This window comes from Novosphingobium kaempferiae, from assembly GCF_021227995.1.
GTDB classification, from domain to species: Bacteria; Pseudomonadota; Alphaproteobacteria; order Sphingomonadales; family Sphingomonadaceae; genus Novosphingobium; species Novosphingobium kaempferiae.
Genome location: NZ_CP089301.1, coordinates 3368224 through 3393581 on the forward strand (window position 1 = coordinate 3368224; position 25358 = coordinate 3393581).

General features: G+C 68.0%; 19 protein-coding genes and 1 riboswitch. Of the genes, 8 read left to right on the plus strand and 11 right to left on the minus strand.

The features are described from left to right. Window positions 1-101 precede the first annotated feature (101 nt). Window positions 102-2105, plus strand: a complete 2004-nt coding sequence (locus LO787_RS15310) for an MGH1-like glycoside hydrolase domain-containing protein (RefSeq protein WP_420847757.1) — start codon at window positions 102-104, stop codon at window positions 2103-2105. A gap of 162 nt (window positions 2106-2267) precedes the next feature. Here LO787_RS15310 and LO787_RS15315 read toward each other — a convergent pair whose 3' ends face one another. Together LO787_RS15315 and LO787_RS15320 are read right to left on the minus strand one after the other, a co-directional pair. After that, window positions 2268-3053 carry an ABC transporter ATP-binding protein gene (locus LO787_RS15315; protein ID WP_232491871.1) on the minus strand — a complete coding sequence of 262 codons (786 nt, stop codon included), beginning with the start codon at window positions 3051-3053 and terminating at the stop codon, window positions 2268-2270. After that, on the minus strand, window positions 3047-4021 hold the full coding sequence (locus tag LO787_RS15320; RefSeq protein ID WP_232491872.1) for a FecCD family ABC transporter permease: 975 nt from the start codon (window positions 4019-4021) through the stop codon (window positions 3047-3049). The genes LO787_RS15315 and LO787_RS15320 overlap by 7 nt, the downstream gene beginning before the upstream one ends. Window positions 4022-4164: 143 nt before the next feature. Between LO787_RS15320 and LO787_RS15325 the strand changes: the two genes are divergently transcribed. Beyond that, entirely contained in the window at window positions 4165-4980 is an 816-nt protein-coding gene (locus tag LO787_RS15325; RefSeq protein ID WP_232491873.1) for an ABC transporter substrate-binding protein, read from the plus strand. Here LO787_RS15325 and bluB read toward each other — a convergent pair. The 4 genes from bluB to cobW form a co-directional block, all read right to left on the minus strand. After that, complete coding sequence (gene bluB, locus LO787_RS15330) at window positions 4967-5605, minus strand: 5,6-dimethylbenzimidazole synthase (protein WP_232491874.1); 639 nt, start codon at window positions 5603-5605, stop codon at window positions 4967-4969. The two genes, LO787_RS15325 and bluB, sit on opposite strands and share 14 nt — an antisense overlap. Window positions 5606-5714: 109 nt before the next feature. Next, complete coding sequence (cobO, locus tag LO787_RS15335) at window positions 5715-6323, minus strand: cob(I)yrinic acid a,c-diamide adenosyltransferase (protein WP_232491875.1); 609 nt, start codon at window positions 6321-6323, stop codon at window positions 5715-5717. After that, on the minus strand, window positions 6316-10191 hold the full coding sequence (gene cobN, locus LO787_RS15340) for a cobaltochelatase subunit CobN (RefSeq protein ID WP_232491876.1): 3876 nt from the start codon (window positions 10189-10191) through the stop codon (window positions 6316-6318). The genes cobO and cobN overlap by 8 nt, the downstream gene beginning before the upstream one ends. A 124-nt stretch (window positions 10192-10315) precedes the next feature. Continuing rightward, window positions 10316-11365, minus strand: coding sequence for a cobalamin biosynthesis protein CobW (gene cobW / locus LO787_RS15345; protein WP_232491877.1), 1050 nt, complete (start codon window positions 11363-11365; stop codon window positions 10316-10318). 183 nt (window positions 11366-11548) lie between these two features. Beyond that, window positions 11549-11795, minus strand: a riboswitch (cobalamin riboswitch). A 119-nt stretch (window positions 11796-11914) separates the two neighbouring features. Between cobW and LO787_RS15350 the strand changes: the two genes are divergently transcribed. Continuing rightward, window positions 11915-12910, plus strand: a complete 996-nt coding sequence (locus LO787_RS15350) for an alpha/beta fold hydrolase (protein ID WP_232491878.1) — start codon at window positions 11915-11917, stop codon at window positions 12908-12910. Between the two features lie 10 nt (window positions 12911-12920). Here LO787_RS15350 and fahA read toward each other — a convergent pair whose 3' ends face one another. Beyond that, entirely contained in the window at window positions 12921-14222 is a 1302-nt protein-coding gene (gene fahA / locus LO787_RS15355; protein WP_232496336.1) for a fumarylacetoacetase, read from the minus strand. An 86-nt stretch (window positions 14223-14308) separates the two neighbouring features. Continuing rightward, window positions 14309-15610, minus strand: coding sequence for a sensor histidine kinase (locus tag LO787_RS15360; protein ID WP_232491879.1), 1302 nt, complete (start codon window positions 15608-15610; stop codon window positions 14309-14311). A gap of 229 nt (window positions 15611-15839) precedes the next feature. On the opposite strand from LO787_RS15360, the gene LO787_RS15365 reads away from it, so the two are divergent. From LO787_RS15365 to LO787_RS15385, 5 genes are all read left to right on the plus strand, one after another. After that, on the plus strand, window positions 15840-16415 hold the full coding sequence (locus tag LO787_RS15365; protein WP_232491880.1) for a TetR/AcrR family transcriptional regulator: 576 nt from the start codon (window positions 15840-15842) through the stop codon (window positions 16413-16415). Window positions 16416-16526: 111 nt separating this feature from the next. Then, window positions 16527-17162 carry a Dabb family protein gene (locus tag LO787_RS15370; RefSeq protein WP_232491881.1) on the plus strand — a complete coding sequence of 212 codons (636 nt, stop codon included), beginning with the start codon at window positions 16527-16529 and terminating at the stop codon, window positions 17160-17162. A gap of 10 nt (window positions 17163-17172) precedes the next feature. Next, the gene (locus tag LO787_RS15375) at window positions 17173-17475 is read left to right on the plus strand and encodes a putative quinol monooxygenase (protein WP_232491882.1); all 303 of its coding nucleotides are present in this window, start codon (window positions 17173-17175) and stop codon (window positions 17473-17475) included. A 28-nt stretch (window positions 17476-17503) separates the two neighbouring features. After that, entirely contained in the window at window positions 17504-18559 is a 1056-nt protein-coding gene (locus LO787_RS15380; RefSeq protein ID WP_232491883.1) for an NADP-dependent oxidoreductase, read from the plus strand. Beyond that, a complete protein-coding gene (locus LO787_RS15385; RefSeq protein WP_232491884.1) occupies window positions 18552-19049 on the plus strand; it encodes a nuclear transport factor 2 family protein in 498 nt (165 codons plus the stop codon). Before LO787_RS15380 ends, LO787_RS15385 begins: the two co-directional genes overlap by 8 nt. A 52-nt stretch (window positions 19050-19101) precedes the next feature. Here LO787_RS15385 and LO787_RS15390 read toward each other — a convergent pair whose 3' ends face one another. The 3 genes from LO787_RS15390 to LO787_RS15400 form a co-directional block, all read right to left on the minus strand. Further along, window positions 19102-19527: a DUF6438 domain-containing protein gene (locus LO787_RS15390; protein ID WP_232491885.1), complete on the minus strand. Its 426-nt coding sequence runs from the start codon at window positions 19525-19527 to the stop codon at window positions 19102-19104. Window positions 19528-19644: 117 nt separating this feature from the next. Continuing rightward, window positions 19645-22848, minus strand: a complete 3204-nt coding sequence (locus LO787_RS15395; protein ID WP_232491886.1) for an autotransporter outer membrane beta-barrel domain-containing protein — start codon at window positions 22846-22848, stop codon at window positions 19645-19647. A gap of 82 nt (window positions 22849-22930) precedes the next feature. Next, the gene (locus LO787_RS15400) at window positions 22931-25357 is read right to left on the minus strand and encodes a TonB-dependent receptor (protein ID WP_232491887.1); all 2427 of its coding nucleotides are present in this window, start codon (window positions 25355-25357) and stop codon (window positions 22931-22933) included. Window position 25358: the final 1 nt, after the last annotated feature.

The window sequence follows — 25358 nt, forward strand, 5'->3', positions numbered from 1 at the left end:
ATCGCGGCCGATCCAGGGCGGCCGTGCCGGCCGGGGCTCCTTCCTCTCCCAACACCCGGAAGGTGCGGCCGCCCTGTTGATATGATGAAAAGGGGATGACCTTGCGGAAGATCCTGGCGCTCGCACTACTCCTTGCGACGGCGGCCAGCCCGCCCCCCGCCGCGCAACCTGCGTTGGATACCAGGGCCATCGCCGAGACCCGCTACGGCAACGATGCGCCGTGGTACGAGGGGCGCATTCCCTTCCTCGAAACCTCCGATCCGAAGATCGACGCGGTCTACTACTACCGCTGGGGCCTGTTTCGTGCACACCAGCGCGATCTGGGCAAGCAGGGCTACATCACCACCGAATTCGCCGACGACGTGGGCTGGCAGCGCGAGCCCTTCGCCAGCCTCAACGACGCGAGCGGCTTTCACATCGCCGAGGGCCGCTGGCTGAACGACCGGCGCTTCACCGACGACTACGTCAACTTCATGTACGAGGGCGGCAACGACCGCCACTTCACCGACCACATGGCCGACTCCGTGTGGGGCCGCTATCTGGTGGACGGCGACCGCGAGGCGCTGCTGCGGCACCTCCAGACGATGCGCCACGTCTACCGCCTGTGGGACGAGAAGTTCGACTTCGACAAGGGCCTCTACTTCGTCGAGCCGCTGCTGGACGCGACCGAGTACACCGTCTCCTCCATCGACGCATCGGGCGGCAAGGACGGCTTCACCGGCGGTGACGCCTTCCGCCCTTCCGTCAACAGCTACATGTTCGCCAACGCCCGCGCCCTCTCGCGCATGGCCGAGATGGCTGACGACACGGCGATGGCGAAGGAATACGCCGCGCGCGCCGATGCGCTGAAGGCCCGCGTGCTGGCGGACTTGTGGAACCCGCAGCTCGAACACTTCATCGACCGGCACCAGAAGCCGACCGATTTCGTGAAGTACTGGCAGCCGATCCGTAACCGCGAGCTGGTCGGCTACCTGCCGTGGATGTTCGACCTCGTGCCCGACGATGCGAAGTACGCGAAGGCGTGGGCGCACCTCACCAATCCGCAGTCGCTGGCGGGCAAGGCCGGGATGCGCACGGTCGAGCAGAACTACGAATACTACATGCGCCAGTACCGCTACCTCGGCCCCGATCCGGAGTGCCAGTGGAACGGCCCGATCTGGCCCTACCAGACCACGCAGGTACTGACCGGCATGGCCAACCTGCTCGATCACTACGAAGAGCACGGCCCCGTCACCCGCGCCGACTGGATGCACATGCTGCGCCAGTACACGCAGCTGCACTATCAGGGCGACAAGCTGGATCTGGAGGAGGACTACCACCCCGAGACCGGCAGGCCGATCGTCGGGCTGGACCGCAGCCACCACTATTTCCACTCCGGCTACATCGACCTGATCCTGACCGGCCTCGTCGGCATCCGCCCGCGCGCGGACGACGTGCTGGAAGTGAACCCGCTGCTGCCCGGCAAGGACGGCCTCGACTGGTTCCGCGTCGAGCGCGTGCCCTATCACGGTCACGAAGTTGCGGTGACGTGGGACGCGGACGGCAGCCGCTACGGGAAGGGCAGGGGCCTTGCGGTCTTCGTCGACGGCGCGGAAGTCGCCCGCCGCGCCGACCTCGGCCGGATCGAGGTGCCCGTCGCGCGCAAGGGCAACGCCGCCATCGTGCGCGAGGAGAACCTTGCGGTGCAACTGGTCCGCAGCGGATGGCCCCGGGCCAGCGCCTCGTCCGGCACTGACGCCGAGAAGCTGCACGACGCGGTGGACGGGCGCGCGTGGTTCTATCCGGAACTGCCGAACGGCTGGGATTCCGACGCCTCAGGCAAGCCGCAGTGGTATGCGCTCGACTTCGGCAAGGCCGTCACTCTGGGCTCGGCGGAGCTGGCGTTCTTCGCCGATGCTGCACGCTTTGCTGCACCGCGCAAGGTGACGGTCGAGGTCTGGCGCGACGGTCGCTGGCAGGCCGTGGGCACGCCGGTGGTGCCGCTGGCGAACGGCGTGACGCGGGTGACGTGGCCTGCGGTGGAGGCGGAGCGGCTGCGGGTCAACATGGTGCCCGCGAAGGGCCGCGCTATCCGGCTGGCGGAAGTGAAGGCGTTCGCGAAGTAACGTCGTCCCGGATCAAGTCCGGGGGGTTACCGGGGAAGTTGAGTACTCTAACCTCGTCTCGTCATTGCGAGCGTAGCGAAGCAATCCATGCTCGGCCCACGACACTGGATTGCTTCGCTACGCTCGCAATGACGAAAGTGAATGCGGGCGAAGCGCCCGAACTCAAACCCGCCCCAGCGGCACTACCATCGCAGCATCGCCGGTGAAGTCGATCCGCCCGGTCACACCATAGACGCTGCGCAGGCGTTCCGCCGTCAGCACCTCCTCCGGCGCCCCCTGCGCCACCACCATGCCGCGATCCACCAGCAGCAATCGCGTGCAGTAGCGGGCCGCCATGGTGAGGTCGTGCAGCACGGTGACGACGAGCGAGCCGCCCGCCGCTTCCGCGCGAAGCAGTTCCATCACGTCGATCTGGTGCCCGGGGTCGAGCGAGGCGAGCGGCTCGTCCGCGACGAGGCCGCGCGCGCCGACCGCGAGCGCGCGGGCCAGCATCACGCGGGCGCGTTCGCCGCCCGACAGTTCGGTGGCGGTGCGACCGGCGAGGTGCAGCACGTCGGCCCGCTCCATCGCGGCGTGGATGGCGGAAAGGTCGGCCTCGCCCAGCCGCGACATCGGACCGAGGCCGGGCAGGCGGCCCAGCGCGACGAGGCGCTCGACGCTGAGCGGCCAGTGCAGCGCCTGTCCCTGCGGCAGATAGCTGATCAGGCGCGCCAGTTCACGCGGGGCCATGCCCGCAACGTCGCGCCCGTCGATGGAGACGGTGCCCTGCGTCTTCGGCACCAGCCCCAGCATCGCGCGCACCAGCGTGGACTTGCCCGCGCCGTTGGGGCCGATCACGCCGGTCAGTTCGCCGGGGCGCAGCGTCGCGCAGATGCCGTGCAGCACGGCGCGCTGTGCGCTCTTCGCGCCGAGGTCGACCGAGAGGCCCTGGATGGTCACTGTCACCACAGGCGGCGCTCCTTCAGCAGATGGACAAGGAAGACGGGGACGCCGAGGAAGGCGGTGACGACGCCCAGCTTCAACTCGCTGGCGGTCGGGATCAGGCGCACGAGGATGTCGGCGCCGGTCAGCAGCACCGCGCCGCCCAGCAGCGAGGGGATCAGTACGGCGGACGGGCTGCGGTCGGTCAGCGGGCGCACCAGATGCGGCACGATGAGGCCGACGAAACCGATAGAGCCCGACACCGCCACTGCGCCGCCCACGCCGATGGCGACGCCCAGCAGCAGCCGGATGCGGGTGCGGCGAAGGTCGACGCCGAGCGACCGTGCGCCGTCCTCTCCCAGCGACAGTGCATCCAGCGCGCGGGCGTCCCACAGCAGCAGCGCCGCGCCCGCGACGATGCAGGGCAGGGCGATCCAGACATGCTCCATCGCGCGGTTCTCGATCGAGCCGAGCAGCCAGGTCATGATCTCCATCGCCGCGAAGGGGTTGGGTGAAAGGTTCAGCGACAGGCTGATCCCCGCGCCCGCCAGCGTCGATACCGCGATGCCCGCAAGGATCAGCGCCAGCGGACCCTCGGCACGGCCCGACAGCAGGAACAGCACGATCAGGCTGCCGAGCGCGGTGGCGATGGACAGCACCGGCAGCACCGCCGGGTGCAGGTCGCCCAGCCCGAAATAGATCGCCGCGACCGCGCCCAGCGCCGCCGAGTTGGACGCGCCCAGCACCGAAGGTTCGGCCAGCGGGTTGCGCAGATAACCCTGTAGCGATGCCCCCGCGAGGCCGAGGATCGCGCCCACCAGCAGGGCCACCAGCGTGCGCGGCAGGCGCAGTTCCATGAGGATCGCGCGCACCACCGGGTCGCCGTGACCCATTGCCGCGTCGATCAGGTCGCCGGTCGGGATCGCCACCGCCCCCAGCGTCAGCGACGCCAGGAACGCGGCGACTATGCCTGCGAGGAGGAGGGGAACCAGCAACCGGTGTCGGGAGCGGGGAAGCGGGATTTCAGGCACGAACACCTCTGGCTGGATCGGCTCCCCGTCACGCTTGTGTCCCGGGGTCGTGTTGCTATGGAAACGCCGGTATGGCGCTGACGGCTTTTCTTCGTTCGACTTCGTTCGTGGCTTGCGGACTCGTTGCGGCTTTCATCGCAGCGGCTCCCGCTTCGGGAGGTGCTCCGGCTGCCCCGGTAGCGCGTCCGCAGCGGATCGTCTCGCTCAACTTGTGCGCCGACCAGCTGGTTCTGGCGCTGGCGGATCGCTCGCAGATCGCGGGGCTCACCCGCTTTGCCACCGATCCGGCGATGTCCGCGGCGGCGCAGGAGGCGAAGGGCCTGCGCATCCTGCGCGGCTCGGCGGAGGAGATCATGGCGATCAACCCCGATCTCGTCATCGGCATGCCCGCGCGGCGCAATCCCGCGATCAAGGCGCTGAAGACGCGCTATCCCGACGTCGATCTCAAGTCCGCCGACAGCTACGAGGGCATACAGGACTCGATCCGTACCGTGGCGCGCGCCATCGGCCATCCCGCGCGGGGAGAGGCGCTCATCGCGCGAATGGACCGCGAACTGGCGGGCCTGCCCCGTGCGAAGCGGCCCGTGGTCGCCGCCTACTGGCAACGGCGCGGCTATCTGACCGGCACCGGCACGCTGGTGGACGACCTGATGACGCGCGTGGGCGTGACGAACCTCGCGGGCAAGCTGGGCAAGCCGGCGCTCTCGCAGGTGGGGGTGGAGGAACTCGCCATGTCGCGCCCCGACGTGATCGTGCTCGACAGCGCCACCGGCAAGGTCGTGGACGAGGGAACGGCGATGATGCACCATCCGGTGCTCGCCCGCATCCCGCGCATCGCCATTCCGCAGGCATGGACGGTCTGCGGCGGTCCCGCCTACGTCAAGGCGGCGCGGGCGCTGGCGGAAGGTGTCAACGCGAACTGACATGTTCGCTCCCGTCGAGCCGGGCCTGCCAGCCCCTGCGCTCCAGTTCGGGCACCACGTCCGGCTCCTGCGGTTCGCCAAGGCACAGCAGCGCGACGAAACGCCAAGACGGCGGCGTCTCCAGCAGGTCGGTCACGAAGTCCGGGCTGACGATCGACACCCAGCCGAGGCCGAAGCCCCGCGCCCTTGCCGCCAGCCACAGCGTATGGATGGCCATGACCACGGACCACTCCCGCGTCTGCGGCATCGTCGCCGCGCCAAGCCCCATGCCGATCGGCGTCGCCTCGTCGCAGAACACGGAGATGATCTCCGGTGCATGGTCGAGGCCGTGGAGTTTCAGCGCGGCATAGGCGGCGTGGCGTTCGCCCTCGTATGTTGCACCGGCGCGTGCCACTTCGGCATCGGCGTGGCGGGACAGCTGCGCGCGCAAGTCGGCGGAGCGGATGCGCACGAAGCGCCACGGCTGCGAATTGCCTACCGACGGAGCGAACTGCGCGGTGGCGAGCAGGTCGGCCACGACATCCTCCTCCAGCGGACCCGGGCGGAAATGCCGCACGTCGCGCCGCCATGCGAGCAGGTCGGCGAGGTCATCGCGGAAGGTGGGGGAGAAGGTGGGAGCCGTCATGACACGTTATCCTCCTTCGTCATTGCGAGCCCCGAAGGGGCGCGGCAATCCAGTGGCAAGCGAACCGCCATGGATTGCTTCGCTGCGCTCGCAATGACGAAGGAGAGGTTCAGAACTCGATCCCTTCTTGCGCCTTCACGCCCTGCTCGCGGAAAGGGTGCTTCACCAGCGTCATCTCGGTGACGAGATCGGCGGCGTCGATCAGCCCCTGCGGCGCATTGCGCCCCGTCACGACGACGTGCTTCATCTCGGCCCGCGCGGTCAGCACTTCCAGCACTTCATCCAGCGGCAGGTAGTCGTAGCGCAGCACGATGTTCAGCTCGTCCGCGAGCACGAGGTCATAGGCCGGATCGGCGACCATGCGCTTCACCTCGTCCCACGCCTCGCGCGCGAGTTCGATGTCGCGGGCGCGGTCCTGCGTGTTCCAAGTGAAGCCTTCGCCCATCGCCTTGAATTCGACGTTGTTCGGGAAGGCATCGAAGACGGCCTTCTCGCCCGTAGTCATCGCGCCCTTCACGAACTGGACGACGCCCACCTTCTTCCCGTGCCCGATCATGCGCACCACCATGCCGAGCGCGGCGGTGGTCTTGCCCTTGCCCTTGCCGGTGTTGACGATCAGCAGGCCCTTTTCCACGGTCTTGCCCGCCATGATGCGGTCGTGCGCGGCCTGCTTCTTCTTCATCTTCTCGGCGTGCTGTTCCTCGGTACGTTCAACCATTTGAGGCTCCTGAGACTTGCGCGAGCAGCAGGCCCGCACTGTTCGATCGGGGTTTCCAGAGGCCGCGCTCCAGCGCCTCGGCCAGCCGCGCGGCGGTTTCGCGCAGGGCTGCGGGGTTGGCCTGCGCCATGAAGTCGCGCACGGCGTCATCCTCGATGAAGGCGGCGTGGACGGCGTCGAAATGGTGATCCTTCACCGCGCTGGTCGTGGCGGCGAAGGCGAAGAGGTAGTCGACCGAGGCGGCGATCTCGAACGCGCCCTTGTAGCCGTGGCGCATGACGCCCGCGATCCACTTGGGGTTGGTGACGCGCCCGCGCACGATGCGCCCGATCTCGTCCGCCAGCGTGCGGATGACGGGGCGTTCGGGGCGCGAGTGGTCGTTGTGATAGGACAGCGGCGCGCGGCCCTTGAGGTGCTCCACGGCGGCGGCGATGCCGCCTTCGAACTGGTAGTAGTCGTCGCTGTCGAGCAGGTCGTGCTCGCGGTTGTCCTGGTTCTGGACCACCGCGTCGGCCTGCGTCAGGCGGGCGGCGTAGAGATCGCGCTCGGCATCGCCCTCGATCCCCGCACCGTAGGCATAGCTGCCCCAGTCGAGGTAGACGTTCGCGAGGTCGGCACGGTCGTGCCACAGCTTCTCGTCGATCATTGCCTGCAGGCCAGCGCCATAGGCACCGGGCTTCGATCCGAACACGCGGGCACCGGCGCGGCGGGCGGCGGTGGCCTCGTCTTGCCCTTGCGCCGCGAGCAGCGCTGTTTCGGCGCGGTGGCGAGCGGCGGCGGGGTTGTCCTCGTCGCTTTCCTCCAGCGCCATGACGGCGCGGGCGGCGCTGTCGATCAGGTCCATCTGCTCTGGGAAGGCGTCGCGGAAGAAGCCGGAGACGCGCAAGGTCACGTCCACGCGCGGGCGGCCGAGTTCGGCCAGCGTCATTATCTCGAACCCGGTGACGCGGCCGGAGGTCCACTCCCAGCGCGGGCGCACGCCCATCAGCGCAAGAGCCTGCGCGATGTCGTCGCCGCCGGTGCGCATGTTGGCGGTGCCCCATGCGGAAAGGGCGATGGCCTTGGGGTATTCGCCCTCGCGCTGGAGGTAGTCCTCCACCAGAAGCTGCGCCGAGCGCTGGCCGAGATCCCACGCAACGGCAGTGGGCACCGCGCGGGTGTCTACCGAGAAGAAGTTGCGCCCGGTGGGGAGCACGTCCGGGCGGCCCCGCGTCGGCGCGCCGGAGGGACCGGGCGTGACGAAGCGGCCGTCTAGGCCCGCGAGCAGGGCGGCAGTCTCGGCATGGCCGCAGGCATCGACGCGCGGGGCGAGGTTCGTGGCGATGGCGTGGAGCACTTCCTCACTCCTCCCCCTTGATGGGGGAGGGATACGAAGGCTTGGCGACGCGTCGCCTAGCCGAAGTTGGGTAGGGGTGAGAGGCTCAGCGCTGCCCTCCGTCACCCCCATCCAAGCTTCGCTAGCTCCAGAGGGAGCAAGCTGCGCTATCCTTCCCCCATCAAGGGGGAAGGGCAGTGCGTCCACCCATTCCGCCGCCAGCAGTTCCAGCCGCTCCACCGTATCGCCCAGCGTGCGCCAAGGCTCGTCAGACACCGCCACCAGCGCCTCCGGCCTCGGCCCATCCCACGGGTCCGCCATGCGGCAGTCGAGCGGATCGAACCCCAGCGCGAAATCCTCCGCCATCGCCCGCAACAGCGAAGCCTGCCCCGGCCCGTCATACCCGCGCGGCGTCCGCGCCAGCGCCACCAGCAGGTCGCGCCGCAACCGTCCCTCCGGCGACTGCCCGAAGACGTGCAGCCCGTCGCGGATCTGCAGTTCCTTCAGCTCGCACAGGTAGTTGTCGATGGCGGACAGCGCATCGTCGCCGTCGCCTTCCGCCCCGGCATCCTTGTCCAGCCCCTGCGAGCGGGCGAGGTCGATGATGTCGCGCCGCAGCCGCTCCAGACGGCGCGGGTCCATCCCGGCCGCGAGGTAGTATTCGTCCACCAGCGCTTCGAGGTGTTTGAGCGGGCCGTAGCTTTCCGCACGGGTGAGCGGGGGTGTCAGGTGGTCGACGATCACCGCGCCGATGCGGCGCTTGGCCTGCGTGCCCTCGCCGGGGTCGTTGACGATGAAGGGATAGAGCTGCGGCAGCGGCCCGGCGCAGATCTCCGGGAAGCACTCGGACGAAAGCGAGACGGCCTTGCCCGGCAGCCATTCGAGATTGCCGTGCTTGCCCACGTGGACGAGCGCCTGCGCGCCGAACTGCCGCTCCAGCCAGACGTGGAACGCGAGGTAAGCGTGCGGCGGCGGCAGGGCCGGGTCGTGGTAGGTTTCCTTGGCGTCGATATTGTGCCCGCGCGCAGGCTGCACCGCGACGCAGACATTGCCGAAGCGGTGGACCGGCAGGCGGAACGCGCCGTCCTTCACGAAAGGATCGGCCGAGTGTGCGCCCCAGCGTTCGGTCATCGCGGCGCGGGCGGCTTCGGAGACATGAGCGAAGGCAGACTCGTAATCGGCCAGCGTGAGCGAAATCTCGCCCGGACGGTCGAGCGAGGTCAGGTCGTTGGTCACGCCGCCGGTCATCAGCCGCATGAGGGCCTGTCCGTCAGTAGGCGCATCGCCGATGTCGTAGCCCGCAGCGCTGAGGCTGGACAGGATCGATGCCGCGCTGGCAGGTGTATCCAGCCCCACGCCGTTGCCGATCCGCCCATCGCGGTTGGGATAGTTGGCGAGCACCAGCGCCACCTTGCGCTCCGCCGGAGCGGTGCGGCGCAGGCCCGCCCAGTTGGCGGCGAGGTCTGCCACGAAGGCCACCCGGTCCGGCGCGACGCGGGGGACGACGATGCCGCATTTGGTCACGTCGTCGAAGCGCTCGGCGGCCTTGAAGGCGACGGCGCGGGTGAACAGGCGGCCGTCCACTTCGGGCAGCGCCACGTTCATAGCAAGGTCGCGCGGGCCGAGGCCGCGTGCGGCGCTGCGCCAGTCGGCTTCCTCCACGCCCGCGAAGGCGACTTGCAGGATGGGGCAGTCGGCGCGCTCCAGCACCCCGCCGACACGCGGTTCTCCCGAGGACGAGGAGGCAAAGCTGGTGGCGTTGACGATGACATCCGGCGCGATCTCGGCCATGACGCCGCCGAGCCAGTCGATGGCGAAAGGCTCGCGCAGCGCACGCACATGGACGGCGGCGACGTTGAACCCGCGCGCCTGCAACGCGGCCACCATCGCATCCACCGCGTCGAGCGTGCCTGCGATCATCAGCGCGCGATAGAACACCAGCAGCACGACCGGCGCGTCCGGTTGCCACGATGCGCGCAGGTCGGCCAGCGTCGGGCGGTCCACGCCGGGCAGGTAGAGCCCCGCGTCGGCCACCGGCACTGGATCGTCGGGCTGGCCGCAATCCTCACCGATCAGCCTTGCTGCGGTGCGCAGGAATGACAGCGCATTGGCGCTGCCGCCCTGCCGCAGATAATCGCGCAAGTGCTCGGCCGTCTCGGCGGGGAGGGTGGAGGCGACCGTCAGTGTCGGGTCGTCCTCGCGCCCGTCGGCAATGGCGGCGAAGGCGATGCCGCGCTCGCGGGCGATCAGCGCGATCTCGTCGATGCCGTAGGGCCAGTAGCTCTTGCCGCCGAGCAGCACCACGCAGACGAACCGGGCGTGGGCGATGACCTTCTCGACATAGAGATCGACCGAATAGGGATGCCGCAGTTGCAACAGGTTGGCCAGCCGCACGCTTGGGCCGCCCTCCGGCAGTTGCGCCGCCGCCTTGGCGAAGCAGGCAAGTTCACTGTCCGCCACCGTCAGGATCACGATGTCGCCCGGCGGCTGGTCGAGGTCGATCGCCTCCTCGCCGTTGGAGATCGTGCCCGGGGTAGCGGATAGCAGGTGCATCAGAGCGCGCCCCTTTGCTCGTCATTGCGAGTGGCGAAGCCGCGAAGCAATCCAGCGGGGCGCAAACCGCTTTGGATTGCTTCGCTATGCTCGCAATGACGAAGCGTGGGGTGCATGGCCAGGTTTACGCCGGAACCGAAGCCAGGACGCCCGCCAGCGCGGCTTCGATGGCAGCGCGGTCGAGGCCCTTCTGGCCGATCACCACCAGCTGCGTGCGGCGCGGTTCCTCCGCCTTCCATGCGCGGTCGAAGAAGTGCTGGATGCGCGGGCCGACGGCCTGCACGACGAGGCGGCTGGGCTTGCCCGCCAGCGCGACCATGCCCTTCACGCGCAGCACGTCATGCGCGGCGATCTGGTCTTTCAGCCCCGCCAGCAGCGCGTCGAGGTTGGCCACTTCGCTGCCGTTCAGGATGAAGGTGTCGAAGTCATCATGATCGTGATCGTCGTCGAGGCCGTCGATGTGCGACTTGCGGCTGTCGAGGTCGTCCTCCGCCGCCGCGACGATGCCGAGCAGCGCGGCGATGTCCACCGCGCCGTGGTCCGCGCGCACGATCTTGACGCCGGAGCGGGTCTCGGCGGCGACGGTCTTCTCGACTTGCGCGAGCACATCCGCATCGACGAGGTCGGTCTTGTTGAGCACGACCATGTCGGCGCAGCCGAGCTGTTCCTCGAACAGCTCCTCCAGCGGGCTGTCGTGGTCGAGGTTGGGATCGGCGGCGCGAGCGGCGGCGAGCGCTTCCTCGTCCGTGGCGAAGCGACCGGCGGCGACGGCATCGGCGTCGATCAGCGCGACAACGCCGTCCACCGTCGCGCGGGTGCGGATGTCGGGCCACTGGAACGCCTTGACCAGCGGCTTGGGCAGGGCGAGGCCGGAGGTCTCGATGATGATGTGGTCGGGCGGCGTTTCGCGATCGAGCAGCTTCTGCATGGTCGGCAGGAAGTCGTCGGCGACGGTGCAGCAGATGCAGCCGTTGGCCAGTTCGAGGATATCGTCCTCGGGGCAGGCTTCGTCGTTGCAGCCCTTCACCAGTTCGCCGTCGACGCCGACGTCGCCGAACTCGTTGATGACGAGCGCGAGGCGGCGGCCCTTGGCGTTCTGCAGAAGGTGGCGGATCAGCGTGGTCTTGCCGGCGCCGAGGAAGCCGGTGATGACGGTGGTGGGTACTTTGCTCAAGGCTCTTCTCCCGCGCCGGCGACGTGTCGCGGCGGGGCGTACCGTCGGGCAGACGACGGCGCGGGCAGGGGCGACGGACAGGCGCGAAGACGCCCGACGACCATGCTCGCTGCGGCCCCGAAGCCGCATGCGTGTCGTCGCTCAGACGGTGAACCGTGCCCCGGCCATCCCCTGGACCAAAGCAAGAGCGACCAGACGCAGGCAGGTCTCCTGGCTCGCGGGTCAACGCATCGATGCACGGCCTTCCCGAAGCCTCGCATGTCGCAGCGTCCGGCCTCAGTGGCTGCTTCCCCGCGGAGTGTGGGGGAAGCGATGTGCATCGCGCTCACCGCTTACAGTTGCAGGGACAGCTGCGGATTCGAACGGCGAACCGTTCCCACCGCCTTCCCTTTTAAGCCCCTTGCGGGGCACCGGCGCGATCTTCGTCCGGGCTCGCGCCCGGTCTTCACGGCGGATACCGGGGCGTAGGGGGACGCGCAAGTGCCCTGTTGCGGCAACCCTTCGCGCCTGCGAACATTGCACCGTCAAGCTTTTGAAGGAGATGCCGTTTTGCCTGCCCGCCGTTCCGTTGCCCCGGTTATTGCTCTGGCGATAGCGTCCAGCTTCTCGGTTCCCGCCAGCGCCGATCCGATGCTGGCCGACTTCTCCTATGGCCGCCCGGTGCAGCGCTTCGGCTTCACCAGCCAGAACGAGACGCTGGAGATGGCCTATCTCGACGTGATGCCGACTGCGAAGGCGAACGGGCGCACGGCGGTGCTGCTGCATGGCAAGAACTTCTGCGCGGTTACCTGGGATACGACGATCAAGGCGCTGACCGGCGCGGGATACCGCGTGATCGCGCCCGATCAGGTTGGCTTCTGCAAGTCCAGCAAGCCGGATCGCTACCAGTACGGGCTGCACACGCTGGCGGCGAACACGCATGAACTGCTCACCCGGCTGAAGGTCGAGAAGCCGGTGATCGTCGGCCACTCGATGGGTGGGATGCTGGCGATGCGCTATGCGCTGCAGTATCCGGGGGACGTGTCGAAGCTGGTGCTGGTCAACCCGCTGGGGCTTGAGGACTGGCGCGCCAAGGGCGTGCCCAACACCACGGTGGACAGGCTCTATGCGGGAGAACTGAGGACCACCCGAGAGAGCATCAAGGCCTACCAGCAGAGTACTTACTATGCCGGACAATGGCGCAGCGACTACGACCGCTGGGTCGATATGCTCGCGTCGATGTATGCTGGCCAGGACGGCGCCATCGTGGCGTGGAACCAGGCGCTGACCTCGGACATGGTGTTCAACCAGCCGGTGATCCACGAGATCGGGCGCATCGCCGTGCCGACCGTGCTGATGATCGGCGAGAAGGACAACACCGCGCTCGGCAAGAACCGCGCCGACCCGGTGCTGCGCGCGATCCTCGGCAATTATCCCAAGCTGGCGCGCGAGGCGGCGGCGCGCATTCCGGGATCGAAGCTGATCGCCTACCCGGAATACGGCCATAGCCCCCAGGTACAGGCGCCCCAGCGCTTCCATGCGGACTTGCTGAAAGCGCTGGAGTAAGCTGGCGCGCTTACCGCGCCGGCAGGATCCTCGCCTGGCATTCGCCGAAGCCGATGGTCGCACGGCCAGGGGCGGATGCGGTGGCGGTGATGACGATCTCGTCGCCGTCCTCAAGGAACGTGCGCGTCTCGCCGCTCGGCAGGGACAGCGGCGACTTTCCGCCTTCGGACAACTCCATCAGGCTGCCGTAGCCTTCGCGCACGGGCGCTGAAATCGTGCCGGTGCCGAGCAGGTCGCCGGTGTTGAGGTTGCAGCCGTTCGAGGCATGATGCGCGACCATCTGGTTGACGGTCCAGTACATGTTCGTCGCCGGTCCGGTGCTGAGACGATGTGGCGGCAGGCCCGCATCGCGCATGGCCTGCGTCGAGAGCCAGACTTCCAGTGTCACGCCCAGCGCGCCATGGGCCCGGTCGTCCGCGTCCGAGAGGTAGGGGAGGGGCTGCGGGTCGCCCTCCGGACGTTCCGGCTGTGCGACACGGAACGGGGCCAGCGCCTCGGGCGTCACCACCCAGGGCGAGATCGTCGAGTGGAAGTTCTTGGACAGGAACGGTCCGAGCGGCTGGTACTCCCAGCCCTGCACATCGCGCGCGGACCAGTCGTTGAGGAGGCAGAATCCCGCGATATGCTGCGCAGCATCGGCGATGGGCACGGGGGAACCCAACTCGTTGCCGGTGCCGATCCAGACGCCCATTTCCAGCTCGTAGTCCAGTCGCGCGGTGGGTGCGAAGACCGGCGCGTCCGCCTCGGGCGGCTTGCGCTGGCCGCGTGGGCGCACGACCGGGACGCCCGACGGACGGATCGAGGACGAGCGGCCGTGGTAGCCGATCGGCACATGCTTGTAGTTGGGCAGCAGCGGATTGTCGGGGCGGAACTGGCGGCCGATGTTGTTGGCGTGATGGATGCCGACATAGAAGTCGGTGTAGTCGCCGATGCGCGTCGGCAGGTGCAGTTCGCAGGCCTGTGCGACGTGCAGCATCGGCTCGATTTCGCCGCGGCGGTTGTCGTCGTGGAGCAGGTCCGACAGGACGCGGCGCAGTGCGGCGCGCCGCTGCGGCGCGATCGCCATCAGCCGTGCCAGCGTATCGTCTCGACAGGCGTCGGCAAGATCGTCGGGCACCAGCCCGGCGTCCGCCAGCGCGGCAAGGTCGAGGATGCGGTCGCCGATCGCGACGCCGATCCGGGGAGACCGGCCTGCGGGAGAGAACAGGCCGAAGGGCAGGTTCTGGATGGGGAAATCGCGGTGCCCGTTGGCGCTCTCGACCCAGCTGGTGCGGGCAGGATCATGCGTTTCGTCGAGAATCCACCAGGTCATCATTTATCGTCCTTTCCCAACCGCTTCGCGGCATGGGCTCACTAGAGCGTATGCGGGACGATTTGAAGTCGTAGACTGGCGGGGCGTCAGTCCTGCTGCGGCTGAGGCACGTCGAGCCGCGCGACAAGCCCGCCGTCCGGCGCGGCGGCGAAGGAAAGCTGGCCGTCGAAGCGCGCCATGAGCCGGTGCGCGGTCGGGATGCCGAGGCCGAAACCCTTGGTATCGCGTGCGCGTGCCGCGTCGAGGCGGAAGAACGGGTCGAGGATCGCCTCGAAATAATCCGACGGGATACCCGGCCCGGAATCGGCGATCTCGATCCGCCAGTGCCCTTCGTGCCGGAGCACCGAGATGCGGGCCTCGCCGCCGAACTGGATGGCGTTCTCAACCAGCGCGGCGAGCGCCAGCGCCAGCGGTTCGCGAAAGGTGCGGACGGGGGCGGGGCCTTGGGTAACCACGCGGGCGCGCTCGGCGTAAGGGTAGAGCACCTCACGTACAGTCTCGTCGAGGTCGAGTTCCTCGGGCTCCGCCTCCAGATGCTGCGCGCGCAGGAAGCGCTGGAGCGAGGCGAGCAGCGCCTCCATCTCGTCCACGCTGGCAAGGATCACGCCGCCGAGTTCGGCGTCGTCGATCAGTTCGGCAGCGACCTTCTGGCGCGACAGCGGCGTGCGCAGGTCATGGCTGATCGCCTCGAAAGACTTGGCCTGATCCTGCAGCAGGCGGGCGATGCGTTCCTGCATGAGGTTCATCGAGTGCGCCAGCTTGCGCAGATCCGGCGTGCCACCTTCGCGGATGGTCACCTGTCGCCCCCGCCCGATTGCGTCGGCGGCGTCGCTCATGCGGCGCAGCGGGCGGGTGAGGACGTGCAGCGCGACGAGGCCGATGGCCATGAACGCCACCGTCGTCGCCAGCGTCAGCACGGTGGCGCGCAGGGCGACCGGCCACATTGCGTTGATGTCCCGCGAACGGAAGTTGAGCCAGTGCCCGTCGCTCAGCCGGATCGCGCCGACGAGATCGCATTTCCCGCCCGGAGGCCCCTGCATGGCGAGCCGCAGCGCCCGCCCGCCTAGCGAGGGCTCCCACTCGATGATGCGTCGTTCGATGCGGACGAGGGTCTTGTCGGTTGTCGGCGTGGCGACGCTCGGCGCATTGCCAACGGCGGCGGCGAGGTGTCGCGTGGTCATGATCGGCGCGGTCAGGCGCGGATCGGCGGCATGGATGCGGTCGCTGACGACGAGCAGTTCGGCGATGCGGCGCGCGTGATCCTCGTTCAGCGTCTGCCGGTCGATCGACTGGTAGAAGACGAGGCTCGCAGCCAGTTGCAGCACGCCGAGCAGCATGAAGACGAGTGCGACATAGACCGCGAAACGCGGTGCGAAGGGACGGGCCACCTTTAACCTCTCCTGCAGCGCACCGGCTCGGCCGCACGGGCCACTGCGCCTTTTGCCAATTGGCTCACACCCCTGCGGGCTCCGCGTCAACCGCAGGGTGCGTTCAGCAACGATTTGATACGTAATTGCGCGCGGGTGCAATGGCCCACCGCCGGGGCGTTGGCCTTGACAATGCGGGGCGCGGTCTGGAACTCGCAGGAGAAGACCGTTCAAGCGCAGCCGGAGAGCCATGCCGATCATCGTCGACAAGCAGGAACGCCGCGCGCTCGTGCTGTCGGTGGCGTTCGATCTGGTCGCCGACCGGGGCATCGACGCGCTGACCTTCCGCGAGATCGCGGCGGCGACCGCGTGCAGCACTTCGATCGTCTCGCACTATTTCCGCAACAAGAACGAGCTGCTCTTCGGCGTCTACCAGCTCGCCAACGAGCGTGCGCGGGAGCGGCTGGAAGCGGCGTTCGAGGCGGGACTGCTGCTGATCGACTGCTTCGGCGAGATCCTGCCGATATCGGAAGCGTCCAAGGCCAACTGGCGCGTGTGGATCGCGTTCTGGGGCCGCGCGCACCTTGAGCCGGAGTACCTTGAGGAACGCCGCAGCGCCGCCGGGCACAGTCTCGAACTCTACCGGCAGATGCTGATCCGGCGCGGAGGACAGGGCGACATGCTGTTCACCGCGCGACGCCTGATCGCCTCTGTCGCGGGGATCGCGCTCGAAGCCTGCTTCGCGCCGGATGACTGGACGCCTGCACGCATGAATGCGGTGCTTGCTGCGGAACTCGCCGATCTGGGCTTTGCCGCCGAGGCCTGAGCGCCACCTGTTTAATCTGACAGGCATTGCACGAAAACCATCGCGCTACTCTCCACCCCACAGCGCCGAGTCCCTCGAGGGACCAAGGGCGCGACATGGGAGAGACGCGCAATGATCCGCCACGTCGTAATGCTCAAGTTCAAGAAGGACGCCGATCCCGCCAAGATCGACCTGTTCATCGAGGAAGTGAAGAAGCTCTCGCACCTCAATCGCGAGGTGCGCGACTACAGCCACGGCAAGGTCGTGCATACGCGCTTCCACTCGGGCGACTTCGACTTCGCCAACTGCTGCGACATCGACAGCTACGAGGCGATGGAGCGCTACATGTCGCACTGGTCGCACCTGCGGATGACGCCGTTCCTGCCCGACATCCTGGAGAACATGATCTCGTTCGACTGGGAGGTCGACTATCACGGCCCCGCCTTCGACGAGACGCTGGCGGCCGAGGAAGCCGAGCGCGAGAAGGCGCGCGTGCTCAAGGTGCATGAGGATCCGACAAGGGCCTACGTTCCCGAAGTGCGCGGCCAGACCCGCGAGCGTGCGCTGGAAATGTGCGCCATCGCCGGGGTCACGCTGTCCGCCGACGAGGACGAGATCATCGGCTCGGTCTGGGCGCCCAACCGCATCATGTTCGTGACGCCCGATGCCGGGACCGAAGTGGCGCGCGGGTCCGAGATCAGGATCGGCATCACCGGCAACTGGCTGACCGGCCCCGCCGTCCCCGGCGGCGACGCCCCGGCCTGGTGAGGAGAGCGCGATGATTATTCTGACAGGACACCTGAAGACCGTTCCCGACCTTGTCGCTGACCTTGCCGCGACCTTGCGCGGTCTGGTCGAGCCGACGCTGAGGGAGGACGGCTGCCTCAACTATCACTTCGCCATCGACGATCCGGCGGTGGGGACCATCCTCGTCTTCGAACGGTGGCGCGATGAAGCCGCGCTCCAGACGCATCTCGCGCAACCGGCAGTGACTGCCGTGCTGGGCGGCTGGGCGGACCGCATCGACATCTCCGGCGTGCGCAAGTTCGATGCCGCCAACGAGCGCGGGTTCATGGACTGAGGCGAACGGAACAACCGGGAGAGAGACAATGCAGAACCGCCGCATCGTGCTGGCGTCGCGCCCGACCGGGGTGCCGTCGCCGGAGAACTTCCGCGTCGAGGACGTGGAACTGCCCGAACTGGAAGACGGGCAGGTCATGCTGGAGAACCGCGTCTTCGCCATCGATCCGGCGGTGCGCGGGATGCTCGATGACGTGAAAAGCTACCTGCCGCCAGTGCAGATCGGCGGGCTGATCCCGACGATGGTGCTCGGGCAGGTGGTCAAGTCGCGTAATCCGGATTTTCGCGAGGGCGACTATGGGCGCGCCTTCATCGGCTGGGAAACGCATTCGGTCATCGCGCCGGGCAGCGTCGGGTTCGAGAACGTGCGGGTGGCGGACGACCTGCCGCTGACCGCCTACATGGGCGCGTGCGGCTGGTCGGGGATCACCGCCTATGTCGGCCTCAAGCGCTTCGGTGAGATGCGCGCGGGCGACGAGGTGCTGATGAGCGCGGCGGCGGGCGCGGTCGGATCGGTCGGCGGGCAGGTCGCCAAGCTGTCCGGCTGCCGGGTGATCGGCACCGTGGGCTCGGACGAGAAGGCGCGGCATATCGTCGAGGATCTCGGCATGGACGGCGCGATCAACTACCGGGCCTGCGACGATCTGGACGCCGAGATCGCGAGGGCCTTCCCGGACGGTGTGGACCTCTATTTCGACAATGTCGGCGGGGTCACTCTCGACACCGTGCTGCCCCGCATGAAGGCCTTCGGCCGCATCCCGGTCTGCGGGATGATCGCGAACTACAACCACCAGACCGAGCCGTACAGCGTGCGCAATCTGTGGCAGGTGCTGGTCAACCGCATCACCATGCGCGGCTTCCTGGCCTACGAGGCGGCCGACATGCTGCATGAGGCGGAGGACGCGCTGGCTAATTGGGTCCGCTCGGGCCAACTCGTCGCGACGGAGAACGTCGCCACCGGGCTCGATGCGACGCCGGATGCCTTCATCCGCCTGATGTCGGGGGAGACGACCGGCAAGACGCTGGTGCGGCTGGACGAACGCGTCTCCACGCTCGCGGACTGGAAGGCGCCGGCCCATGCCTGACGCGATCGAGCAATTCGTCACCAAGGCGCGGCTGGCCGAACTCGTCGCGGAATACGCCAACCTCATCGACTGGATCGACTGGGATCGGCTCGACGCGGTGTTCTGGCCGGACGCGACGTTCGACTTCGGCATGTTCAAGGGCGACTTCGCCGCATACCGACAGTTCGTCGCGGAACTGGAAGAGGGCTATGCGCGGCGGCTGCACATGTTCGGACTGCCGTCGATCACGCTCACCGGGGAGCGGGCGCGCATCGATGCGGGATGCGTGATCGTATGTCGGACCGACGATCCCGCGCCGGGCATCGATGACACGTTCTGGGGGCGCTACCTGCTCACCGCCGAGAAGCGGGGCGAGGAGTGGCGGCTGTCAGGGCTGACGTACATGCTCAACCTGTTCGACCGGACTGAACGGCAGGTCGACGATCGGGGCGGCCCGATGAATTTCGGGGACGGGCTTTCGCCGCGCCACCCGTTCGCGCTTCCGCGCTGAAGACGGATATCGGAAGGCATCCGGCGGGGCGTTGCCGGATGCCTTCCGGGCATCACCCGCGCGATTCTCCGGGCCAGGTCTTCTGCGAAGCCCAGCCGTCGATTTCGAGGCGGCGGAGCTGATCCTCCACCGTCTGTGCGAGTGCGCCGCCCGCTTCGTCGCGACAGCCCATGTTATAGGTCAGCGCGGTGCGGACTCCGTTCGCCGCGACCCACTCGATGGTGAGCTGCGACATGTCGGTTGTTTCGGTGGAGCAGGCGAAGGCGCTCTCCTTGCCCGTTTCCGGGCGCAGGGGCTTGAGTGCCTTGCGCAGCTCCTCATAGACCGCCGGCCCGACCGAGCGCGAGCGCGGCCCCAGCACGGCGGTGTGCCGCTCCCCGGTGAAGTCGACGCGGCCCGCAGGCGTGACGGCGACCTTGTACACCGGGCAGAAGCCGAAGCAGGGTCCGCGAGAGATGCGGATTTCTTCGCTCGCCATGCTCGGGCTGGCAGGCGGGGGAGGGAGGGGGGCACCGGGCTGCACGCGGGGGGCGCAGCATATGAGCAACCCGGTGCCCAGAACGACGGCGACGAGGGAAATCGATCGCATCGTTCTTTACCAACCGATGGTGACGGAGCCGCGGAGGGCGAGGTCGACCCGCCCGTAACGGTCCTCGGCGGAGAGTTCGCCGCCCATCGTGAAGCCTGAAGAGCCGCCGATCGCACGCAGGCGTGCGAACCAGCCGCTGGAGGCGCTGTCGGCGGTCAGCGTGAACTTGTCGCCGCCTTCGAAGTTCGCCGTGGTCGAGCCGACACCGCCCTTGACGATCTCGCGCCAGCCGCCTTCGGTCTCGACGCGGAACCAGTTCTCGTCACGCGCCCGCATGCCGAGGAAGTCCACGCCCACGGTCATGCTGGGGTTCACCGCCAGTTCGTCGCTGGTGCGCGAGCCGACCGTGAGGTTCAGCTTCTCGCCGCCGGTTTCGGTATAGCCGTCTTCCTTCAGGCGCACGTAGTCCACCGTGACGCCCGGACGGAAGAAGAAGAACTGCGAACCGCCCTCGATCGCCGCGCCGCCCGAGGCGGTGACGAACGTGCCGTTCCAGTCCGCGCTCATCTTGCGGGTGACGTTCTCGGCGCCGATCGTGCCGTAGAAGTTGCGATCGCCGTCGAAGTTGGCCTTGCCGCCCGAACCGCGTGCGAAGGCGCTGACCGGGCCGAACTTGCCGCGCCAGTGCGCCGCCAGTTCGAACGCGGTCGACTTCACGTCGGAGATGTCGCCGTTCTTGTGGTCGTTGTTGATGTAGGCGACGGTGGCGCCGAACTTGCCGAGGCCCGTCTGGTACTCGCCGGTCGCCGACCAGGCATAGCCGTTGAGCTTGTAGGCGGCGGTCTGCGTGCCCTTACGGTCGCTGCCCCAGATCGCCATGTTGATCGTGGTGGAGAAGCGGCCGTTTGTAGCGATCGGGTTCTGCGGATCCTGCATCTGGCGGGCAAGGGCACGGGTGCCCAGGCTGATGCCCTCGAAGGCGCCGCCCGCGTGGTCCGGCAGCATCTGGCCGACGGACGCGCGGAAGGCGTCGCCGTTGGTGATGCCGAGGAACACGTCCTCGATCTTCTGGTCCTTGCCGAGCTGCTTGAACACGGCGTTATAGGCCGCTGCGCCCGAGCGGTTGAGGCCCAGTTCGCTGACCGTGCGGCGCGAGACGTCGACGACGATGGTATTGGCCGCCGCGTTCTTGTTCAACTCGGCCTTGAACATGAAGGGCACGAGGTCGGTATTGGTCGCCAGCTTGTCACGGCCGGTCAGGCTGCCGGCGGTCAGCACCTGGTAGCTGCCCTCGGCGGTCGCCACATCCGCCAGGCGGATCGCCAGCTTGGCGCCGTCCACGAACGAGGCGTTGCCCGAAACGGTGTAGGCAGAACCGGCATTCGCGGTCTTGTCGAGCGTGACGAGCAGCACGCCGCCCGAGCCGATCTCCAGCGAGGCGATCGAGGCGGGCTTGTTGATGTCGAGCACGCCGCCCGAGACCTTGACCGCGAGCTGCGAAGCGTTGGCGATCGAGCCTGCGAAGTACGAAGTGCCGGCAAGGGTCAGCGTGTCGGCACCGCCACCGAAATCGACCGCACCCTTGTAGGCGCTCGTCCCTGCGAGCGAGATGGTGTCGTTGCCTGCACCGAACGTGACCGCACCCATCTGGCCGGCGTCGCCGGACAGGTTGAGCGTGTTGTTGCCCGCGCCGAAGGAAACGTCGCCGACGAGCGTACCGTCAGCCAGGTCGAGCAGATCGTTGCCACCTGCAAAGCGCACGTTGCCGACGATGGACGGCGCGGTGATGCCCGCAGCGACCTGCGTCTGCTTGACCGTCACATTGCCGGTCGCGGCGGTGAGGTCGATGGCGATGTTGCGCACGGCATCCTTGGCGCCGGTGGCCGAAATGATGCCCGCGTTCTCGATGAGGTTGAGCGTGCCGCTGGCATCGGAGATGGCGGTCGCCGAACCCTTCTCGCCGGCAGTCGCCTTGATGACGCCGCTGTTGCGGATCGTCGGCAGGTTGCCGCCGGCGTCGATGCGCACGGCGGTAGCCAGAGCGTTGTCGGCGCTGCCGCTGGCCGCACCGATGGTGCCGGTGTTCTGGAGCAGTGGCGTGGTAGCGCCGGTCGCGATCCGCAGTGCCGTTGCGTTCGCCCCGTTGGCGGTTGCCAGCACGGAGCCCGAAATGCCGATGCCGTTGGCGATCGTTACCGCGCCACCGCGACCGCCGACGACGAGGCCGTTACCGGCGACGCCCGCATAGACGCCGTTACCCTCGACCGAACCTTCGATGATGAGGCCGAACTTGCTGGCGGTGCTGGCTACCGGGCCGATAGTGACGGCGTGATCCGTCGCGCCGATCTGCATGGCGGGCGCGGCGCCGAACGAGGCGACCTTCGCGGTGCCTTCCTTGGAGTCGTCGATGCCGTCGCCGTCGGAGTCAGGCTTGGCTGCATCGACCTTGGGCGCTGCGGCGAGCACGATGCCACCGGTTACGTTGCCTTCAACGAGCAGGGCCGAGCCGCCCTGGAGGAGATCGTCGGCATCAAGCTTCGACGGATCGGCCGGAGCGGTAGTGTAGCGATAGCCGGTCGCGGCAATAGTGCCCTGGACGACCATCGCGCCGTTCACGTCACCGGCGAAGCGTGCGCCGATGGCATCCTTGCCCTGCGCCGAAACCGAGCCCGCGAGGCGGACGTTGCCGTCGATGCCCTGCGCGGAAACGCCGATAGAGCGATCGCCGAGAACGGTGGTGGTGCCGTCGTGCGTGAAGGCGCCGGTCAGCTTGCCGCCGAGCAGGATGCCTGCCGAGTCGTTGCCCTTGACCGTGATCGTGCCGCTCTGCGTGAGCTTGCCGGTGTGGTCGCCCTGCGTGCGAATGCCGACGCGATTGGAGCCCAGCGCGAAGGGACCGTCGAGGTCGCCGTCCTTGTCGGTGTCGGTCGGAGCGTAGCTCTCGTCGACGGTGATCGTGCCGGTGTTGGTGATGTCACCGTTAGCGCCAGCAATGGAGTCGATACCGATCGCGCCATTTGCATTGGTGATGCTGATCGTGCCGCCGTTGGCGATCGCGTGGTTGCTGTCCTGCGTGACCGCAGTACCCGAGGAGACGACGACGGAGCCGTCCTTGGTGATGTTGATTGCGTCCGCAGCGCCGCTCTTGATCGTCGAGGTGCGGATCGGGGCAGTGAGCTTGGTCTTCACGTCCTCGGCATGCGCGGCGGTCGCGATCGCGAACACGGCCGTCGTGGCGAGAAGTGTCTTGGCAGTCAGCTTGGAAGGCATCTTCGTCCCTATCGAGGTCGGTATTGACCCTGAGACGGAGCCGTCCTGCGGCAGCCTTGGAAAAAAGTTCCCGAAGCGCGAATTAAAAGCGCGCGTCGAGCCCGAGCCGGATGGTGCGCGGGCGCAGCGGCGTGGTCTGGTCGCGCCCGGTGCCGAACGGGGTGCCGAGCGAGAAACGGTTGCCGCGCGAATTGGTGATGTTGTTCAGCGTCAGCGTCACGCCGTAGCGCTCGGTGCCGATGCGCATGTCCGCACCGCTGTCGAGGTAGTCACCTTGCGGATCGCCCAGTTCCGGGCCGATGCCGAGGCGTGATTTGCCTACATAGCTGACCCAACCATTGGCGGCGAGGCGCATATCGTCGCCGATCTCGCGGTTCCAGCCGAGGCTCATCCGACCCGAGAACTGCGCGATGTTTGGCACCTGCATCGAGCGGGCGAGCGTGGCATCGACGAGCGATGGCCCAGAGGCGCCGCTCACCGGCATGGCGCGTGCGACGAGGCCGAGCAGTTCCGTTGGTGGCTTGTCGACCGCACTCCTGTTCCATGTCGCGCCGGCTTCGAGGCGCAGGCCATGCGCCAGTTCCACGCCCGCCGTGGCGCTGGCGGACCAGACGCGGCCGTCGCCGATGTTGGCCGTGCTCGGCAGGCCGGAGTTGTCGATGAAGTCGGCCTGGATGTCGCGCCAGCGGGTGTACGATACGCTCGCGGCAAGGTCGAACGGACTGACGCCCGGCGTGCCGTGCTTGACTCCGAATTCCCAGGTGCCGGTGCGGTCGCTTTTGAAGCGGCGCACGAAATCGCTCTCGATCGCGAAGCCGCCGGGGCGGAAACCCTCCTGATAGCGCATATAGAGGGTCGTCGCGTCCAGCACTTCGGCGTTGAGCGCGATCGAGGGCAGGACGGCGGTGGAGGTGCGGTCCGCGGTCGTTGCAGCGCGCGCGAAGGCCAGACTTTCGGTCACGGCGGGCAGCACGTCCTCGCCCGATCCGCCGAGGCGCGAATGGGTAATGCGCCCGCCAGCGGTCGCAGTGAGGCCCGGTCTGATGCGCAGACTGGCCTCGGCATAGAGCGTGAATTCATCGATCGTGTTGCGCACGCCGGTAGCGGCGGTGGTGCTCACGAAATTCTCGAAACTGCGCGTCAGCACGGTGCGGTTGTGCGTGTAGCTGGCGCCGACCAGCCAGCCGAAGCCGTTGGTCGCAGGCTGCCACAACCGCGTTTCGTGCGCGATCATGCGCGTGCGGTTCTCCTGCGAGAAGCGGCGCAGGTCGGCCGGATCGACCGTCGCATCGTAGCGCTCCTCCAGATGCTGCCGCACCGCGCCCGTCGTCGAGCGCACGCGGACTTCGCCGATCCGGCCCGAGATCACGAACTGCCCCATCAGGTAGTCTGCGTCCGATCCCTCACGAACCCGCGCATTGCTGGAAAGCGGCGGCTCGGCGTCGCGCCCGGCGTACTGGCTGTCGCGCGCGTCGGTGGACTGGCCGAGGCCGATCAGGTCGACCGTCCAGTCCGGCGCGATCTCGGCGCGAAGCGCGGCGCGGCCTCCGACGATGCTGGTGCGGTTGACGTCCTTGCGACGAAGCAGCGGCTTGTCGATGTAGCCGCCGAGGGTCGCCACGTCGAAGTTGGCGCGGAAGGCGACCGTCTCGCTCACCGGCACGTTGACCATGCCCGCCGCGTCGCCGCCTGGCGCGCCGTTTTGCGTCAGCGAGCCGCCGACCGCCACGGATCCGCTGGTATCGCCCACCACCGGCGGGTTGGGAACGAGGCGGATGATGCCGCCAAGCGAACCTGCGCCGTAGAGCGTGCCCTGCGGACCTTCGAGCACCTCGACGCGGGCCATGTCGGAAAGGCGCAGGTCCGGGTCCGGCGCGTTGTAGCTGAGGCGCAGGTCGCCGAGGTACTGGCCCACGGTGGCCTGCGTCGGGCCGGTGAAGCTAGAATCGGCGATGCCTCGGATGAACAGCTTGTTGCGTCCGCTGCCGAGGTGCGTGGACGTCACCGTGGCGACGCGCTGGGTGATCTTCTCGGTTCCGCCGATGCCGCCCGCTTCCAGCGATTCCCCGTCGAGTACCGAGACCTGCCCCGGAATCTGCCCGATGGTGAGATCGCGCTTGGAAGCGACGACGACGATCGGATCGGCGGCATCGTCATCGGTCGGCACCGGAACCGGACGAACCGAGGCGGGGCGCGGTGCGGGCGCAGGGCGGGCAATGGCCGCAGCTTCGATGCGCCACGCTCCGGGCGCGACCGCGATTGCCCGTCCACCAGCCTTGCGAGCAAGTCGGCGCACGGCCTCTGCGGCATCCATGCGGCCACGGATCGCGGGCACCATGCGCCGGGCTACTGCAGCGTCGGCGACGACGATGCTTGAGCGGGTCTGCCGCGCGAGTTCGATGGCAACCTGACCCACGGAACCTGGGCGCACGTCCACCATCGCCTTCTGCGCGAAGGCGGTAGCGGGCATGGCCATCGCGGCCGCCACGATCCAGGCGCCCTTGCGCATT